This is a genomic window from Legionella impletisoli, from assembly GCF_900639875.1.
GTDB classification, from domain to species: domain Bacteria; phylum Pseudomonadota; class Gammaproteobacteria; order Legionellales; family Legionellaceae; genus Legionella_A; species Legionella_A impletisoli.
On sequence record NZ_CAAAIA010000008.1, the window covers coordinates 40,299 to 56,587 of the forward strand.

The window sequence follows — 16,289 nt, forward strand, 5'->3', positions numbered from 1 at the left end:
CTATGAATGGAGTCATAAATGAGCCGCAAGAAGAAATTACATCCTGAGATTAAATCGATAAAAAATATCTGTGATCTTATTGAGGAAGATGAGTCTAAAATAAACCCTCCACAACATCAAAAGAGGCAACCTGGGTTGCAAAATAAAATGCATCCTAAGCCTATTTCCATTTACGATGATTATAAAGCGGCTGAAAAACTTAAAAATAAAGTGGTCGTCATTACTGGCGGCGATAGTGGAATTGGGCGAGCCGTGGCTTATCATTCTGTTAAAGAAGGCGCTAAAGTGGCGTTTATTTATCTTGATGAGTCAGCAGATGCAGATACAACCTTAAATGAAATCAATGAAATGGGCGGTGAAGCCGTCGCTATAAAACAGGATTTAAGCTCTCATTCAGGATGTAAAAACGCTGTTAAAGCATGTTTGAATCGTTTTGGAGAAGTTAATGTTTTAATCAATAACATCGCCGTTCAATATCCAACAACGAATGTAGAAGGCATTTCACCTACCGATTTAGAAAAAGTATTTGCCACCAATGTTTTTTCTTACTTCTTTATGATTCAAGAACTATTACCCCATTTAAAAAAAGACGACGTTATTTTAAACACCACATCGATTACAGCATTTCGTGGCAGCGAACATTTAATTGATTATTCAGCGACTAAAGGAGCGATTGTCTCCTTAACTCGTTCTTTAGCAACATTGTTAATTAAAAAGGGAATTCGTGTAAATGGTGTTGCTCCCGGCCCGGTTTGGACTCCTTTGATCCCAGCTAGCTTTTCGGAAGAAGAAGTAGCGGCGTTTGGCTCGCAATCACCTATGAATAAACCAGCTCAGCCTGCCGATATTGCACCAACCTATATTTTTCTAGCGAGCAAAGACAGCCAGTTTATTACAGGACAAATTCTTCATCCAAACGGCGGTGAGCTTATGGTGTAATTACAAAAACGTAATATGTTCTAGGTTTGGGGAAGGATTAAAAAATAAATTCCACATCCTGCGGCCAGCATTGCGGCCAAATAAAAGCTAATAACGACGGCAAAGCGATTATGAGCAATAATCCATACTAAGGCAAATTTGGAAATGAAGCTCGCTACAGCCACAATCCCGAGTAAATGAGAAGCTTGCATTAATGTGAGTCCCTGCTCTTTATACAAAGAGGCGATGGCAAATGCAACGGCATGAATTTCAAATAAGCCGGTAATAAAGGTTGCAATAGGTAACGCTTTAATGCCCACATATTGCTTAATTGCCCCAACAAACAACAAGATTCCCATAATGAGAAGCGCTAGTTTCACAACGGCTTTTATATCTAAAGGGTTTTGATACGTAATAGCAATATCCTTGTGGCCATTGGATTTAATAAATAACCAGGAAGAAATTCCTCCTAAAGAAATTGCAGCTAAAACCGGCCAGGCAATGTACTGAAGTAAGCCTGGAGCAACGACAGCAACCACTATTAGAAACGCTGTGAGTGTTGCAATGGTAGCAAAGATTCCAGCTATTACTCCTGACGCTGTGGATTGCTTAGTAGACTTTTTAGCCTGCGCTAAGGAGGCAAATACAGCGGTTGAAGAGACAAATCCACCAAAAAATCCAACTAAAATCATCCCCAGCCTTTCGCCAAATACCCGGATCATAATATAACCACCAAACTGTAGTCCGGCCAAAATCAACACAATGATGCCAAATTGTTGTGGATTAAATAACCCCCATGCATCAACGGTTTTATCAGGTAAAAAAGATACAATTCCTACGGAAATGATAAGAATCGTCATGGCGGCTTCAATTTCTTTCGCGCTAATCCGTTCTTTTGCAAAGCGATGCAAACTTCGACGACCATGTAAAATGAGCAATACGGCCGTTGCAATGCATACTGCCATTAAACGCTGCTCCATGACTAAATACCCAAGAAGAAACACGGTACCGGCGGCCATTTCTGTTGTAATTCCAATATCAGCAGTTCTTCGGCTCATTCGGGTGGCGCGCAAATAACTTAATAATAAAGCAGCAAAAATAAAACACCCGACTGCAAGGGTTAATAAAGGTTTATGAATTTCAGCGCTTAAAGTCCCCAGTAAGGCAAATAAGATAAATGTGCGCATCCCAATAGCTTTTACACCTTCAGCTTGGCTTCTTTCACGCTCAATACCAATGAGTAATCCAATCATAAAAGAAAGAAAAAAAGGTTGTAGGGCTTCTAACATAAAAATCCTTATTATTAATTTGTGTATCTGGAATAATGTTTAACCTAGATTCGGTGTAGGAGCTATTCGAAGTAGATTCAACGGCCGAATTTAAGTTTTAAAAAAACCCAGGTTATGCTCAAGCTGTTCTATAATATTAAAAGAACTGTGAAAAATACCAAGGAATTTCCTAAAAAGCTTAAGGAAGGAGCAAGAATAATGAGTGTACTGACTGAAGACTATCCAGAACTGTTTCTAAACTCATCCAAAACACCCTGTATTTCCCTCTATCAACCAACACATCCTGCTCATCCCGATAGGGAGCAAGATGTGATTCGGTTTAAAAACTTAGTGAAGAAAATCGAATCTTCATTAGAAAAGAATTATTCCAGTCGCGAAACGACCCATTTAATGAAACCCTTTTATGACTTGATGAATAATCATACGTTTTGGACCCACGTTCAAAATGGATTAGCCATATTGGCGAATGAAGATCTTTTTAAACTATATAAACTTCCGCGTGAAGTTCCTGAACTAGCTGTTGTGGCGGATAATTTTCACATAAAGCCTTTGATTCGCATCATGCAATCAGCAGGGCACTTTCAAGTATTAGCCTTAACTCGTCGACAAGTGAAATTATATGAAGGAACGCGTGATGCACTAGAAGAAGTAACCTTGCATAAAGAAGTGCCTAAAACATTGACCGAGGCCCTTGGGCATGAAGTAACCGAGCCTCGTCTTACGGTTTCGGCTTATGGGAAAGGCACAGAGGGTCCGCCCATGCATCATGGGCATGGAGGCCGAAAAGATGAAATAGACGTGGACGCTGAACGATATTTCAGACGAGTCGATGAAGCAATTACGAAGCATCACTCCCAAACATCTAAATTACCTTTATTGCTTGCAGCTTTGCCTGAATATCATCATATGTTTCATGAAATCAGCCAAAATCCTTATCTTTTACCGGATGACATCAGAGCAAATCCAGAAGAGTTAACGGTTGATGAGATTCGAAAGCGCGCTTGGAAGGTGATCGAGCCTTATTATCTCGCTAAATTAAATGCACTCGTTGAGCGTTTTGGTGATCTCAGTTCAAACAATAAAGGATCCGATGAATTAGAAGATGTGGCGAGAGCCGCTGTATCAGGACGTATTGAGACCTTGCTTATTGATGCGGATCGCAGAATACCAGGTCAAATCGATCATGAAACGGGTGAATATAAGTTGGATGAAATGCTGAATCCAGAAGTGGATGATCTACTGGATGATTTAGGGGAGCTCGTTTTAAAAAGCCAAGGCGATGTGATTGTTGTTCCCAGCGATAAAATGCCAACCGATAGTGGTTTAGCAGCTATTTATCGCTATTAACGCTCAAGGTTTGGCCATGCATCGTCTGTTACAATTCGTCATAACATTCATCCTGGGTTTCTGTTTAACTCTGAGCGCTTATGGCGCTCAGGCAATACCCAGTGATAATAATAAAGTCTTAGCGGATGAGAAAGATGCACCAGAAATCACAAAACCAGTTGAAATCAAACCATCTGCGCAAGATAAGGAAATAAAAAAGCGTCTAGAAAGCATTATGCAAGCCACCGACTGGTATGAAAAAACGTACATTAAAGTCAATGATGGCGTAGTATTCTTGCGCGGAGAAACAAAAACGGCAAAACATAAAGAATGGGCGGAGGTTCTTGCCAATAAAACTGAAGGTGTGGTTGCTGTTGTGAATGAAATTAAGATTGTTAGCCCCGCGTCATGGTATATAACGGAATTTAAGACAGGAGTTAAAGATCACTGGCAAAGTTTTTTAAGAATTCTGCCTTTTGTAGGTGTTTCCATTCTAATTATTGTGTTGGCTTGGCTTATTGCTCGTTTATCTTCCAAATATGCACACCAATCACTTTTAAATCGAGACCTACATCCTTTACTGGCGGATGTGATCTCCCGTGGAGTGGCTTTATTGTGTATTTTATTCGGGTTATACATTGTTCTACAAGTTCTTGGCTTAACGACCATCGCATTGACTATTCTTGGTGGTACTGGGGTATTAGGTATTATTCTTGGGATTGCGTTTCGCGATATCACAGAAAACTTACTCGCCAGCATCTTATTAAGCGTCCAAAAGCCTTTTAATAACGAGGATTTGATTGAAGTAGACAATATTATTGGCTATGTCCAGGCACTGACGATTCGCAGTACAATTTTAATCACTTTAGATGGGCATGAGGTTCAAATACCGAATGCTACGGTTTATAAAAATAATATTTGTAATTTTACAAGTAATCCTAAGCGTCGTGAAAGCTTTGTAGTGGGTATTGGGTATGAAGAGGCAATTTCTCATGCCCAAGAAGTCGCTTTTCAAGTGCTCGAAAAGCATCCCGCCGTTCTAAAAGACCCAGAGCCTTGGATTTTAGTGGATGAATTAGCCGCTTCTACCGTTAATTTACGAATCTATTTTTGGCTCGATGGGACAGAGTATCATTGGAGAAAAGTCCGCTCATCTGTTATTCGCTTAATAAAAGGTGCTTTCCAGAAGGCTAATATCTCAATGCCTGGACAGATTATTGAATTAAGTATGCTGGATGAAGTTTCGGTTTTATTGCCCGAGAAACACACGAGAAAAGAACGTGAAAAAGTAAAGATTGAAGAAAAAGAGTCTTCAAACATTGTGACGAATGCGGAAGGGGGACTTGGAAGTGATAAAGAAGAACTTCAAGAACAAGGTCGTCGAATAGAACGTGTCGATCAGGAGAAAAACTTATTAAAACGTTCCTCTTCCGATAAAACCTAAATGAATCATGGGGTTCTTAACTTATCCCTTTTGCATGTTCGAAACAAGCATTTGACTAGCGTTTTTGTTGAGCCTGTTCATGTTGATATTTATGCAGTAAGCGCTCGACTTCCGCCATGTAGAAACGCGTTTCTTCTTCTCTTGCAGGCATATTTTCACTTTCAGCGATAATTCTTAAATTGATATCATCCAACCAGTTAATTAGCAATTTTACTTTCTCATCAACACTAAGCTCACTATCTAATTCCACTTCGCTTGGCGTGGTATAAAACTTTAGTGGATTTGCAATTTTGTCCTTTGCTGAAATCATTTCATTTCCCTTTAGATAACCTATTTAATTTAATTTTAGCTGAAAAACTAAGATTATGTTTTGTCATGCCAATACGCATGAACATTAGGAATGGTTATCTTTAATTCCTCCAATTAATGCCCATTTAAGCGCTTGTTTGGAGTTTAAATTAACTTTGGTTACGCATTTTTCTGGAACATAAACGGTAAACCCACCAATTTGATAACTCATGGGAAGATACACTGAAATCCAACCTTCTTCTCCAATACCCTTGGGTGCATGTTCAAAATCTTTACGTGTTACAATACCAAGCATTTTAAAATTATTTTCTTTAAACTCGACCATGACTACTTCTTCACCACCAGGTGTAGAGGGTTTAGTTAAATATTTTATGATTGATCGTAAGGAATCATAGATTTCCCCGATGACGGGTAAATTACTAATAAAACGATTGATTAAGTCATTAATGTAGCGAGTAATATAGATTTGAAGCAAAATGCCAAAGGTAAATACCAAAATCAAGGCAGCGATTAAACCCATTCCAGGAAAATAAAAATTTCCAAGGATTAATTTCAGTGTCCCTCCAAACGTATTTTCGATGTTTTTTAATAACCAAAATAGAAAATAAAGCGTTAAATACAACGGAAGCAGGGTAAATAAGCCTTTCCAAAATATTGAGGACATCTTTCCTTTGATTTTCATTAACAATTCCTTATTTCCCGCAATTTTTCTTACTTAAACGTATTTACCCTATTCCTACATATGATTTCTATTGAATGTTATTTATATTCTTCTAGTGGTTCTTGATCTGGAAATATTTCAGCCAATGAAACGGAAAAGCCATCTTCACGGACGATTCTAGCGTGTGATCGCTGAAGCTGACGTGGTTCATCTACCCCACAAGAATGACAAAGAATCGCAACTTCGTGCGCCATGTTGTTGGCATAATTATAAACTCGCATCGCCTTGTCTTCGCTGACTAAGCCGCGTTGTAGACGAGGATCATGTGTGGTAATGCCAGTTGGACAAGTATTATTATGACATTTCATCGCTTGAATGCATCCTAAGGCAAACATGAAACCTCGCGCAGAATTAACAAAATCTGCTCCAGCACACAATGCCCAGGCGACATCAGCGGGTGTGATTAATTTGCCACTGGCAATAATTTTAATTCGGTCTCGAAGATTGTATAAAACTAAAATATCCACAAGCCTGGGTAAGGCTTCTTGGATTGGAATGCCCATGTAATCCATTAGCCCTTGAGGCGATGCCCCCGTTCCTCCATCAGCACTATCCAGTGAGATGAAATCAGGAGCATGAATGATCCCGCGTCTGTGTATCGACAAACACAAATCATGAACCCAGTCATAACTTCCTAAAACAAACTTGCATCCTACTGGTTTTCCAGTGATGTCTCGAATATGCTGAATTTGATCTAATAGCTCTTCCACATTACTAATATCAACGTGTCGGTTTGGACTAATCGAGTCTACCCCTACAGGAATTCCTCGAATCTCGGCAACTTCTTTGGTGACTTTAATCGCAGGCAATATCCCGCCTTTTCCTGGTTTGGCGCCTTGACTTAATTTAATTTCAAACATTTTGATAGATTCTTTTTCAGCTAAGCGCTTTAATTGCTCATCTGATAATTGGCCGTTGACGTCTCTGAAACCGTATTTTGCCGTTCCGATTTGAGCAACTAAATCGCATCCATATTCAAGATGATAGGGAGATACGCCACCTTCACCTGTATTTAACCAGCAACCAGCCATCTTGGCGCCTTTAGATAATGCAAGAATTGCAGGTTTTGAAATCGACCCATAACTCATAGCTGAAATATTGAAGATATGATTTGAGGTATATGGCTTTTCACAAAAGGGTCCAATGGTGACTGGACGAATGGCAGCTTCATCGCGTGCAAGGGGGGGAAAAGGGGCGCTTACGAAATAAACCGTTCCGGTATTATGTAAAGGCCTTGTGGAGCCGAAGCCGATAGTGGTGTCGACATTCTTGGCTGCGCGGTAAACCCAGCTTCGTTCAGCGCGATTAAATGGTAATTCTTCACGGTCATTAGCGAAAAAATATTGTCTTAAATATTCGCCTAAAAATTCACCAATGTATCGAAAATGTCCAATTAAGGGGTAATTTCTAAGAATCGTGTGACGCTTTTGAGTTCTATCCCAAATGTATAAAGTAAACAAAAATATTATTAGGCTGATGCCAATAATTAACCACAGTAGCTCATCGAATTCCCAGGCCCGTAAAATAAAAATATCACTTGGCTTTAGTTCAATAGAATCCACTTTCTATCCTTATTTATATACCCATGGTCAATGAAAATACGTTTTTATGGTTTACTTTTGCCGCTTCTCTTTTAATTAAAAACTTCCAATAAGGGCTTGCTATTACTCGTTTTTAATTTAAAACAGAAAATCAAGAAGCCTAAAATCTCGCATGTTCATTGCTTATGGGCATGGAGGCTTTCATCTATCTATCTTACCGTTAGCTTGATGATAAATACAGACTTAGCCTGTATTGAAATCACGGTGTTAGTAAGGTCTAAGTTGACCGCGCCTCTATCTTCAAAGCGTATAAATCTTTTTCCCTACAAAAATCGATTTCTCTCAGTGGTATATACTTATAGTAGAGGAAAAAGATTAAGGAGGCATAGTCATGGCTATTAATACATCATTAGCAAATCACTTGCTGATTGCTATGCCTTCCTTAAATGATCCAAGCTTCAAAAAGTCAGTCGTGTATGTTTGTGAGCATCATGTTCAAGGATCGGTAGGTCTAATTATCAATCGCCCACTAGAGTTCCCTTTAGGGTTTGTCTTTGATCAACTACAGATCGAGGTGACGAAACGTGAGCAAAATAATATGCCTTTGCTTTATGGTGGACCAATTCAACCGGATAGAGGATTTGTTATTCATAGACCTTTTGGGAGCTGGCGTTCAAGCCTTGCTTTACGAGATGACGTGACGGTAACGACTTCGAATGATATTATTCGGGCTATTGCCGAAGACCATGGCCCTAAAGATGTATTAGTAACTCTAGGTTATACCTTGTGGAGTGAGAATCAATTGGAACAGGAAATGCTCGATAATGTCTGGCTAGTATGCCCTTTTAACTCGGAAATTATGTATGACGTACCGTTTGAAGATCGCTGGCTCTATGCGGGTGCAAGCATTGGGGTTGATATGAGACAATTGACATCAGGTTCTGGACATGCCTGAAGGCGTTTTCCTGGGGTTTGATTTTGGATATAAACGTATTGGGGTAGCCGTGGGTCAGCGATTAACAGGAAGTGCTTCCCCATTACCCACCTTACCTGCCAAACAAGGCGTGCCTGATTGGCTAAACATTGAATCACTCATTAATCAATGGCGACCAAGTGCCTTAATTGTCGGATTACCAAAAACAATCGATAACGCTGAATTATACACAACGGCTGCTAGTCGCCGATTTGCCAATCAATTAAACAAACGCTTTTCCTTGCCTGTTTATCTCGAAGATGAGCGACTCTCAACTAAAGAGGCTCGCGCTTTTCTCTTTGAAAAGGGGGGGTATCGTAAGCTAAGCCAAGCTGAAATTGATAGCATTGCTGCTTGTATTATTTTAGAACAGTGGTTGCAGCACGCTTAACTGGGATAATGTGCATTAAAGTGGCAGTAGACAAATTTAATTCATCGCATACAATACCCCTAAATTTTCTGCCGAGAGTAAGCGAATGCAACATTTTCTTGAAATCAGTCAGTTATCTCAGCAAGAAGCAGAGTCTTTAATTCACACCGCTTTAAGTTTTAAAACAAGCCTTAACTATCCCTCCTATTCGCAATTTACTGCAGCCAATTTATTTTATGAAAACAGCACTCGCACACAAGTGAGTTTTCAGTTAGCGGCTCACCACTTAAAGCTCCCGTTCATTAACTTAGATTTACAACGTTCTTCTGAGCAAAAAGGCGAAGTGATTGCAGACACAGTGAAAACATTATCTGCGATGGGAATTTCAGTGTTTATTATTCGTCATTCTCACGACCGGTTACCACATGAGGTCGCATCAGAAATGCCAAAAGATGTTCACATCATTAATGCTGGATCAGGCCAGTATGCCCATCCAAGTCAAGCTATTTTGGATATGATGACCATTATTGAACATAAACCCAATTTAAGCCAATTAAAGATCGCAGTCATCGGAGATCTACTTCATTCGCGAGTAGCCAACTCATTTCAAAGCCTTTGTTCGCTGATGGGAGTGGGTGAGTTGTCACTGATTGCGCCTAAGGTTTGGCAACCTAAAACAATTCATTATGGACAGGTGACCACATCCCTTAAAGAAGGCTTACAAGACGCAGATGTTGTGATGTGCCTTCGGGTACAGCGCGAACGATTAAACGAAGAAGAAAGCCTAGACTTAGATGAATATCGCAATATGTTTGCATTGACGTCAGAAACCTTAGGCATCGCAAAATCTAATGCAATTGTCCTACACCCAGGACCAATGAACCGAGGGGTGGAAATAGATAGTGAAGTGGCTGATGGCTCACAATCGGTTATTTTACAACAAGTTAAAAACGGGGTGTTCGCTCGCATGGCCATTTTGCAAGCGCTGTTATACTAAACGCTCTCAATCTAACCCTTTGTGAAGAAAGTTTAACAATTCCCGCCCAACTCTAAGATATAATTAGCAGGTAGACCTTGCCTGCACTGAACTTTCGGGGCAGGAATTATTGAAGAAAGTTTGAACATTAAGAGGCTCGTAAGGTTTGTTTAAACGATAAAGCTAATTGCAAGTCTTGAAGATGAACCGTATCTGCATCACGCCGATCGGCAATGGTTCTTGCAACTTTCAATAAACGGTGAAATGCTCGAGCAGAGAGTTTTAACTGGCTCATCGCTTGAGTTAAAAACGTTTGTTCATTCTCGCCTAGATCACAAACAAGTTCACAGTCTTTGGCAGACAACTTAGCATTAATACATCCTTGTCGTTTGAGTTGCCGTTCGCGTATCAGGGCTACTTTTTCGCGTATTTTTGTGCTTTCGCCAGCTGGAGCCTGATTGGGTTTAATGAGTTCCTCTTCACTTAAAGCTTGGACCGTGAGTTGCATATCGATCCGATCAAGTAAAGGGCCGGAAAGTTTAGCTAAATAGCGATTAATGCGTTCAGGACTGCATAGGCAATTTCCTTTAGAATTTCCCCAATGGCCGCATGGACATGGGTTCATCGCTGCAATCAGTTGAAACTGAGCAGGAAATTCCATTTGGCATGCAGCTCTTGATATACAAATATGGCCTGATTCTAAGGGTTCTCTTAAGGTTTCCAAAACATGACGATGATATTCAGGCAGCTCATCGAGAAACAAAACACCACGATGGGCCAAAGAAATTTCTCCTGGCTTTGGTGGGTTTCCACCGCCTACAAGCGCAACTGGCGAAGCTGTATGATGAGGCGCTCGAAATGGCGGTTGACGCCAATGTTTAAAATTAGAGATCTTGCCACGAATCGAGCGAATGGCCGCACATTCTAAAGCCTCTTCTTCTGAAAGCTCAGGTAATAGGGTACTGAATCTTGAAGCCAGCATGGTTTTTCCACTCCCAGGCGGCCCACTTAATAAAACACTGTGTCCTCCACAAGCCGCGATTTCTAACGCGTTTTTGGCATGCGCTTGGCCTTTGATTTCAGACCAGTCAATTTCTGCATCGTCGCGGGTTATAAAAGGTCTTGCTGGCAGCGTATTCAAGGCTGTGTTTTGACAAAGATAACTACAAACTTCGCGAAGCGTATTAGCGGCTAATACGTCTTGTTGATTGGCCAAAGAAGCTTCTTTTGCATTGGACTCAGCAATAATTAATTGTTGATTCTCACGTTTACTGGCTAAAACGATCGGAATAATGCCCGAAATACCTCTAAGGCAGCCATTGAGTGCTAGCTCAGCAATAAATTCGTGCGAATCTAACTTATCAGGAGGTATTTGTCCTGAGGCGGCCAATATGCCAATGGCAATGGGGAGATCAAACCCACTTCCGCTTTTGGGCAAGTCAGCAGGGGCAAGGTTGACCGTGATTTTACGATAAGGAAATTCAAAGTGGCTGGTCAGTATGGCGCTTCGAACACGATCTTTGCTTTCTTTCACAGCCGTTTCAGCGAGACCCACAATAGTAAAAGAGGGTAGGCCATTCGATAGATGAACTTCTACAGAGACTGATTGCGCTTCAATCCCTAATGCGCTACGAGTTTTGGTAATGGCTAGGTTCATGATAATTCTCTACTTCCCTGATTGGACCAAGCCATTTTAACGAATCGAAGGATTGGAGTCGATGTTTAATTAACCTAAATTTGGTAATTGAATGTAAATCGATTCATTTGTCGAATTTAGATTAGTGCGGTTTAGATTTTTTTTTCGAAAGCGCATCAATTTGTTTTTGTAATGCTTCTACTTTTTCACGGGTACGTAATAATACTTTAACTTGCACATCGAATTCTTCACGTGTTACTAGATCCATTCTTTTAAAGGCGGATTTTAAAATGTCTTGAAATTTCTGTTGAATATCTTTTTCAACTTCTTGTAAGCTGCTTGGTAACGCTGCGTACAATTTTTTTGCTAATTCATCAAAATCTTTTGGCTCAAACATGACGACTCCCTCTGCCTTATCGCGGTTATGATAAAAGTCTAGCAAAGTTCAGTGACATCGGCTATGGGATTTCAATCAAATTCTTTATAAGATGGCAACGTAAATTAAGGAGCAAATATGAAAATGATTACAGCCATCATAAAACCTTTTAAGCTTGACGATGTGCATGAAGCGTTGATGGAAATTGGTATCCCTGGAATTACCATCTCAGAAACCAGGGGATTTGGTCGTCAAAAAGGGCATACCGAGTTATATCGTGGGGCAGAATATGTGGTTGATTTTTTACCTAAAATTAAAATTGAATTGGCTTTGCCCGATGATATGGTTGAAGCCGCTATTGATGCAATTTGTAAATCGGCCTATACCGGTAAAATCGGTGATGGTAAAATCTTTGTCTACGATCTACAACACGTGGTCAGAGTTCGAACCGGTGAGGTTGACGAAGATGCGTTAAGCTAACGTTTAGCGTAGTTTCTGCATAATAAAATCCCATTCTTTTTGACCGACTGGCATCACGGACAATCGGTTTCCCTTACGAAGTAATGGCATACCTTGAAGTTCGGGATGTGTTTTTAACTCATTTAACGAGATGAGTTCAGAAAATTTTTCTTTAAATTGCACATCCACCATAAACCATCGTGGATTATCGGGGGTGCTGTTGACGTCGGGATGGTCGCTGTTTGGATCAAAGGCTGTATAATCTGGGTAGGCTTCACTAACGATTTCAGCAATTCCTGCAATTCCTGGTGGATTGCAATTTGAATGATAAAAAAAGACCAGATCACCTATTTGCATCTTATCCCGCATAAAATTACGTGCCTGATAATTCCGAACACCATCCCAAGGTGAGGTTTGATTAGGAGATGCTTTTAAATCATCAATGCTAAAGCAAGAAGGTTCTGATTTCATTAGCCAATATTGTGTCATGACTTACTCCAATAAATCGCGCGTTCAGTGATTGTAACAGCCATTGGGATATCCCAAGTGTCAGGTTTAATGTAATCTAATTTTTGTACCTCAAAAGCGACTCCTGCTAATAAGGGAAAAATATGGTTGGATAGGGTTCGATCATAATATCCTGCACCCATGCCAAGACGAGTGCCTTGTTCATCAAATCCTAGTAAGGGCATAAAAATAATATCCAAATTCTCTGGTTTTACCTCATGGACTAAGTCAACAACAGGCTCGTTAATATTAAAACGGTTTTTTGTCCATTCTGTATTTGTATCCACTGGTAGAAAGGCTAAGGTTAAATCAGGTTGCAGTACTGGAAAATAACAAATTTTATCTTGATGAAGGGCGATTTGCCAAAGCTCATCTAAGTTAACCTCTCCGGGAAGGGCACTGTACAATGCAATTTTCTTTGCAAATTTAAAGGGTTCTAGATTTTTAATATGGCTGCAAATACGATGAGACTGTTGCATTTGCTCTTCTTGAGATAATGCATTACGTATTTGTTTTAATTTTTTTCTAAGTAAGACTTTTGATTGATTGCTCATGACGGCCTTGTTAGCAAGATCTTAAAAAAGGATTGCGATTTACTCATTATTTTTCTTGATTATCACAAAGATGTATTTCATATTGCAATATACGCATTGGAAATGAAGTTAACGGTTTTATGCATTTGTTTTTCAGCTGATTTTCACTTCAAAGATTAGAATAAAGCTTTGGTATTACTTATCCTTGAAGTGGCAAAAATCAAATGGTCTACAAACCAGTCTGCTCAATTCCCATGGGTATAAACCTTGCGCGATTGTGACCGCGCGAAGTATAGAAGCAGTTTTTATGAGTCTAAGAGTAAAATTTTTTAAAAAATAACTAGGCAAACTACAAAAATTGAGGTATATACCGCTTCGTCTGTAAACACGGTCCGTTTATAGGAACACAGAGTTAGTTTAAGGTTTCGCTTTTTGAATCACCCATCCTTAACCAGGACAAGATCAGGAGCGATGTATATTGCTATTTTAACTTTCGAGAGGATAGCATGAGTAATTTATACGATGATGAAGAAGAAAAAGAGTTAATGACAGAAGATGAGTTTGTCGACGCCGATGAAATCATTCTGGATAGTCGTCTTGACTCAACATCGGATGCTCGCAGGCGATTGGAAAATCTTTTAGATGAAAAACGACTGCGCGAAGAACTCGATGATTTTCTTGATTACTAGTTAGTTCTCTGGCTAAATGTCTTAAGCTTTGGATGAGCAAGAGACATTTAGCCGACACACTTCAAACGTTCATGCCCACTAAAATTATTCATAAACATTCTAAAGCGGCTATGCATCGGATGATGCTTGGGGAAGGGTTATTTGAAACTATCCGAATTGAACAAAGTAAACCGTGTTATGCGTCTTCACATTGGCAACGAATGCACCAAACAGCTAGCGTGCTTAAAATCCCTTTTGAAATGTCACAGGATACTTGGAATGAGCATCTTCATCGTTCTATTTTAGAAGCTGATTTAGAGGATGGTGGTATTAAAGTCGTCTTAATGAGTGGTAGGGGAGCAAGAGAATTAAGTGCAGAAGCAACGGACTCAAGCTTAATTTTTCATGCCTTTTCTTTAAGTGCTAAGCCCAATGCGCTCACGCTTATGTCCGCTCCTTGGGTGAGAGATGCACATAATCCCATCTATCAATTCAAGTCCATTAATTATTTGGAGTCCATCCAAGCACAACGCTTAGCAAAAGCCGAGAGGGTGGACGATGTTTTGTTTTTTAATACACAAGGGTATGCAACAGAAACAACCGTGGCCAATCTCTTTATGATACATAACAACATCTTATACACGCCTTCCATTCAATGTGGTCTCATGCCAGGCATCATCAGAGCTAGAATCATCGATTTAGCGTTAGACTGCAATATGGGGCTCATTGAGGGATTCATTTCTCATTCGTTACTCCTGAGCGCAAATGCCTTATTTGTAACCAATGCATTAAGGCGATTAATACCTGTTCGAACATGGGGCGGTCAATCTTATGACGTGAATCATCCCACTATTCAGAAGCTAAGATTGCTTATCACCTCGGATACAAACCGTTTCATGAGCTCTTAGATCGCTTTTGTTTACAATACTGGTAAAGGAAGTAGGCGAGAGCAAAAATTACGATAATTGCTAAAAAAATCCGTTTATATAAGACGCTAGAATTGGCAAGGAAGTCTATTCCTGCATAACCAAAATACGTTGAGATAATTTCAATTGGAACAAGAAAAATAAAGGTGCTTACGATATAATGACTAAATTTTATTCGTGTTAAACCTAATCCATAGTTCACTAAATTAAATGGAACAATGGGTACCAGTCTTAAAAACGCAACAAATTGCCACCCACGCCGCTCTACCCCTCGAATTAAAAGGGTAATATGCTTATTTTGCTTAGAATGGACCCAGTCACTGATCCAATAACGGCTAATCGCAAAAGCAATAGCAGCCCCCATTGTTGCACCAATCACATTAAAAAAAGTACCGAAAATTGGCCCAAACAAAGCTCCTCCAGCTAAAGTAACGACCATGGTCGGTAGAAAAAAAAGGGTTGCAAAACAATATAAGAATAGAAAAAAGAGGGGAGCTATATAACCTAAAGCATGAATCCAGTTAATCATTGCTGGGACTTGCTGCGGAAAAAGCGTTGCACCAAAAGCTAAGCCCGCGATCGCTATCGCGATGCAAAAACTTTTCATAGACAGATATTCTTAAATTTCATAGGCTGATACTTTATTACAGGATATCTATCGAAGCAAGAAAGCAAGTAAAACGCATCTAATTTTTTTACATAACACAGTTTTTTTGTCCACTTGCCCTACTTATGTAGGGCATCCAGTCGATCTTGAATGTAGTGCAGATCTAGATCTCTTGCATAAAGTACAGATCGTAGACCGTTTGTTTTATTTAATGCTATGAGATACGTTACCTTGATCAAGGGAAGCTTCTTAGCTAGCACAAAAAAAAGAGGTAGGATTGACAAATAGGTCAATTTAATAAAACCTTAAGAAAGGTGCGTTATACTGATTATTACTGTTCTCAATGGATATTGTATGGCGAACGCAAAACATGGTACATCATACAATCGTATGAAAAACTTACTGGGCGAGCATCATACGTCTAAAAACGATACTCCTGCTCGTTTCGATGAATCAACGCTACAAGAGAATATAAAAGACCCCGTTCCCGATTCTGACAAAGAGAACTTTCCTAAACAAACACCCGAGTCTTCACCATCGATGACAGCTATTTTAACCGCTTGTCTTGGTAAAAAAACTACCAACGATAAACAGCCTCGCTAGTGATTCTAAATCGGTTAAAAACTTGACAAATTAACTTATTCTCACAAACTTTCGAAGCTAAATGCCATGACATAATTCATCAGTGAGTTGAGTGACGTATACAGGCT

The 16,289-nt window shown here is 39.8% G+C and carries 19 protein-coding genes; 10 read left to right on the forward strand and 9 right to left on the reverse strand.

Going from position 1 to position 16,289, the window contains the following annotated elements; all coding sequences use genetic code 11:
- Positions 1-18 precede the first annotated feature (18 nt).
- Entirely contained in the window at positions 19-939 is a 921-nt protein-coding gene (locus E1O41_RS09350) for an SDR family oxidoreductase (protein WP_131777063.1), read from the forward strand.
- Between the two features lie 20 nt (positions 940-959).
- On the opposite strand, the gene E1O41_RS09355 is transcribed toward E1O41_RS09350, so the two are convergent.
- Positions 960-2,207, reverse strand: coding sequence for an MgtC/SapB family protein (locus E1O41_RS09355; RefSeq protein ID WP_131777064.1), 1,248 nt, complete (start codon positions 2,205-2,207; stop codon positions 960-962).
- Between the two features lie 198 nt (positions 2,208-2,405).
- Here E1O41_RS09355 and E1O41_RS09360 point away from each other — a divergent pair, with 198 nt between their 5' ends.
- Positions 2,406-3,554, forward strand: a complete 1,149-nt coding sequence (locus tag E1O41_RS09360) for a baeRF3 domain-containing protein (protein WP_131777065.1) — start codon at positions 2,406-2,408, stop codon at positions 3,552-3,554.
- 16 nt (positions 3,555-3,570) lie between these two features.
- Positions 3,571-4,977 (forward strand): mechanosensitive ion channel family protein, encoded by a 1,407-nt coding sequence (locus tag E1O41_RS09365; protein WP_131777066.1) that lies wholly within the window; start codon positions 3,571-3,573, stop codon positions 4,975-4,977.
- 55 nt (positions 4,978-5,032) lie between these two features.
- On the opposite strand, the gene E1O41_RS09370 is transcribed toward E1O41_RS09365, so the two are convergent.
- The 3 genes from E1O41_RS09370 to E1O41_RS09380 form a co-directional block, all read right to left on the reverse strand.
- A complete protein-coding gene (locus E1O41_RS09370; protein ID WP_131777067.1) occupies positions 5,033-5,287 on the reverse strand; it encodes a hypothetical protein in 255 nt (84 codons plus the stop codon).
- 84 nt (positions 5,288-5,371) lie between these two features.
- Positions 5,372-5,968 (reverse strand): DUF502 domain-containing protein, encoded by a 597-nt coding sequence (locus E1O41_RS09375; protein WP_131777068.1) that lies wholly within the window; start codon positions 5,966-5,968, stop codon positions 5,372-5,374.
- 77 nt (positions 5,969-6,045) lie between these two features.
- The gene (locus E1O41_RS09380) at positions 6,046-7,569 is read right to left on the reverse strand and encodes an FMN-binding glutamate synthase family protein (protein ID WP_229669372.1); all 1,524 of its coding nucleotides are present in this window, start codon (positions 7,567-7,569) and stop codon (positions 6,046-6,048) included.
- Between the two features lie 370 nt (positions 7,570-7,939).
- Between E1O41_RS09380 and E1O41_RS09385 the strand changes: the two genes are divergently transcribed.
- From E1O41_RS09385 to E1O41_RS09395, 3 genes are all read left to right on the forward strand, one after another.
- The gene (locus E1O41_RS09385) at positions 7,940-8,503 is read left to right on the forward strand and encodes a YqgE/AlgH family protein (RefSeq protein WP_131777069.1); all 564 of its coding nucleotides are present in this window, start codon (positions 7,940-7,942) and stop codon (positions 8,501-8,503) included.
- The gene (gene ruvX, locus E1O41_RS09390; protein WP_131777070.1) at positions 8,496-8,912 is read left to right on the forward strand and encodes a Holliday junction resolvase RuvX; all 417 of its coding nucleotides are present in this window, start codon (positions 8,496-8,498) and stop codon (positions 8,910-8,912) included. The genes E1O41_RS09385 and ruvX overlap by 8 nt, the downstream gene beginning before the upstream one ends.
- An 85-nt stretch (positions 8,913-8,997) precedes the next feature.
- On the forward strand, positions 8,998-9,888 hold the full coding sequence (locus tag E1O41_RS09395; RefSeq protein WP_131777071.1) for an aspartate carbamoyltransferase catalytic subunit: 891 nt from the start codon (positions 8,998-9,000) through the stop codon (positions 9,886-9,888).
- A gap of 127 nt (positions 9,889-10,015) precedes the next feature.
- On the opposite strand, the gene E1O41_RS09400 is transcribed toward E1O41_RS09395, so the two are convergent.
- Both E1O41_RS09400 and E1O41_RS09405 read right to left on the reverse strand, forming a co-directional pair.
- Positions 10,016-11,524 (reverse strand): YifB family Mg chelatase-like AAA ATPase, encoded by a 1,509-nt coding sequence (locus E1O41_RS09400; RefSeq protein WP_131777072.1) that lies wholly within the window; start codon positions 11,522-11,524, stop codon positions 10,016-10,018.
- Positions 11,525-11,645: 121 nt separating this feature from the next.
- A complete protein-coding gene (locus tag E1O41_RS09405) occupies positions 11,646-11,900 on the reverse strand; it encodes an accessory factor UbiK family protein (RefSeq protein WP_131777073.1) in 255 nt (84 codons plus the stop codon).
- 117 nt (positions 11,901-12,017) lie between these two features.
- Here E1O41_RS09405 and E1O41_RS09410 point away from each other — a divergent pair, with 117 nt between their 5' ends.
- Positions 12,018-12,359, forward strand: coding sequence for a P-II family nitrogen regulator (locus E1O41_RS09410; protein ID WP_131777074.1), 342 nt, complete (start codon positions 12,018-12,020; stop codon positions 12,357-12,359).
- Between the two features lie 3 nt (positions 12,360-12,362).
- Here E1O41_RS09410 and E1O41_RS09415 read toward each other — a convergent pair whose 3' ends face one another.
- Both E1O41_RS09415 and E1O41_RS09420 read right to left on the reverse strand, forming a co-directional pair.
- Positions 12,363-12,827 (reverse strand): EVE domain-containing protein, encoded by a 465-nt coding sequence (locus E1O41_RS09415; protein ID WP_131777075.1) that lies wholly within the window; start codon positions 12,825-12,827, stop codon positions 12,363-12,365.
- On the reverse strand, positions 12,824-13,399 hold the full coding sequence (locus E1O41_RS09420) for a 5-formyltetrahydrofolate cyclo-ligase (RefSeq protein WP_131777076.1): 576 nt from the start codon (positions 13,397-13,399) through the stop codon (positions 12,824-12,826). Before E1O41_RS09420 ends, E1O41_RS09415 begins: the two co-directional genes overlap by 4 nt.
- Positions 13,400-13,884: 485 nt before the next feature.
- On the opposite strand from E1O41_RS09420, the gene E1O41_RS09425 reads away from it, so the two are divergent.
- Positions 13,885-14,067, forward strand: a complete 183-nt coding sequence (locus E1O41_RS09425; protein WP_131777077.1) for a PA3496 family putative envelope integrity protein — start codon at positions 13,885-13,887, stop codon at positions 14,065-14,067.
- A 32-nt stretch (positions 14,068-14,099) separates the two neighbouring features.
- The gene (locus tag E1O41_RS09430; protein ID WP_131777078.1) at positions 14,100-14,954 is read left to right on the forward strand and encodes an aminotransferase class IV; all 855 of its coding nucleotides are present in this window, start codon (positions 14,100-14,102) and stop codon (positions 14,952-14,954) included.
- On the opposite strand, the gene E1O41_RS09435 is transcribed toward E1O41_RS09430, so the two are convergent.
- Positions 14,941-15,579 (reverse strand): TVP38/TMEM64 family protein, encoded by a 639-nt coding sequence (locus tag E1O41_RS09435; RefSeq protein WP_131777079.1) that lies wholly within the window; start codon positions 15,577-15,579, stop codon positions 14,941-14,943. The genes E1O41_RS09430 and E1O41_RS09435 overlap by 14 nt on opposite strands.
- 354 nt (positions 15,580-15,933) lie before the next feature.
- Here E1O41_RS09435 and E1O41_RS09440 point away from each other — a divergent pair, with 354 nt between their 5' ends.
- A complete protein-coding gene (locus E1O41_RS09440) occupies positions 15,934-16,182 on the forward strand; it encodes a hypothetical protein (protein WP_131777080.1) in 249 nt (82 codons plus the stop codon).
- Positions 16,183-16,289 lie beyond the last annotated feature (107 nt).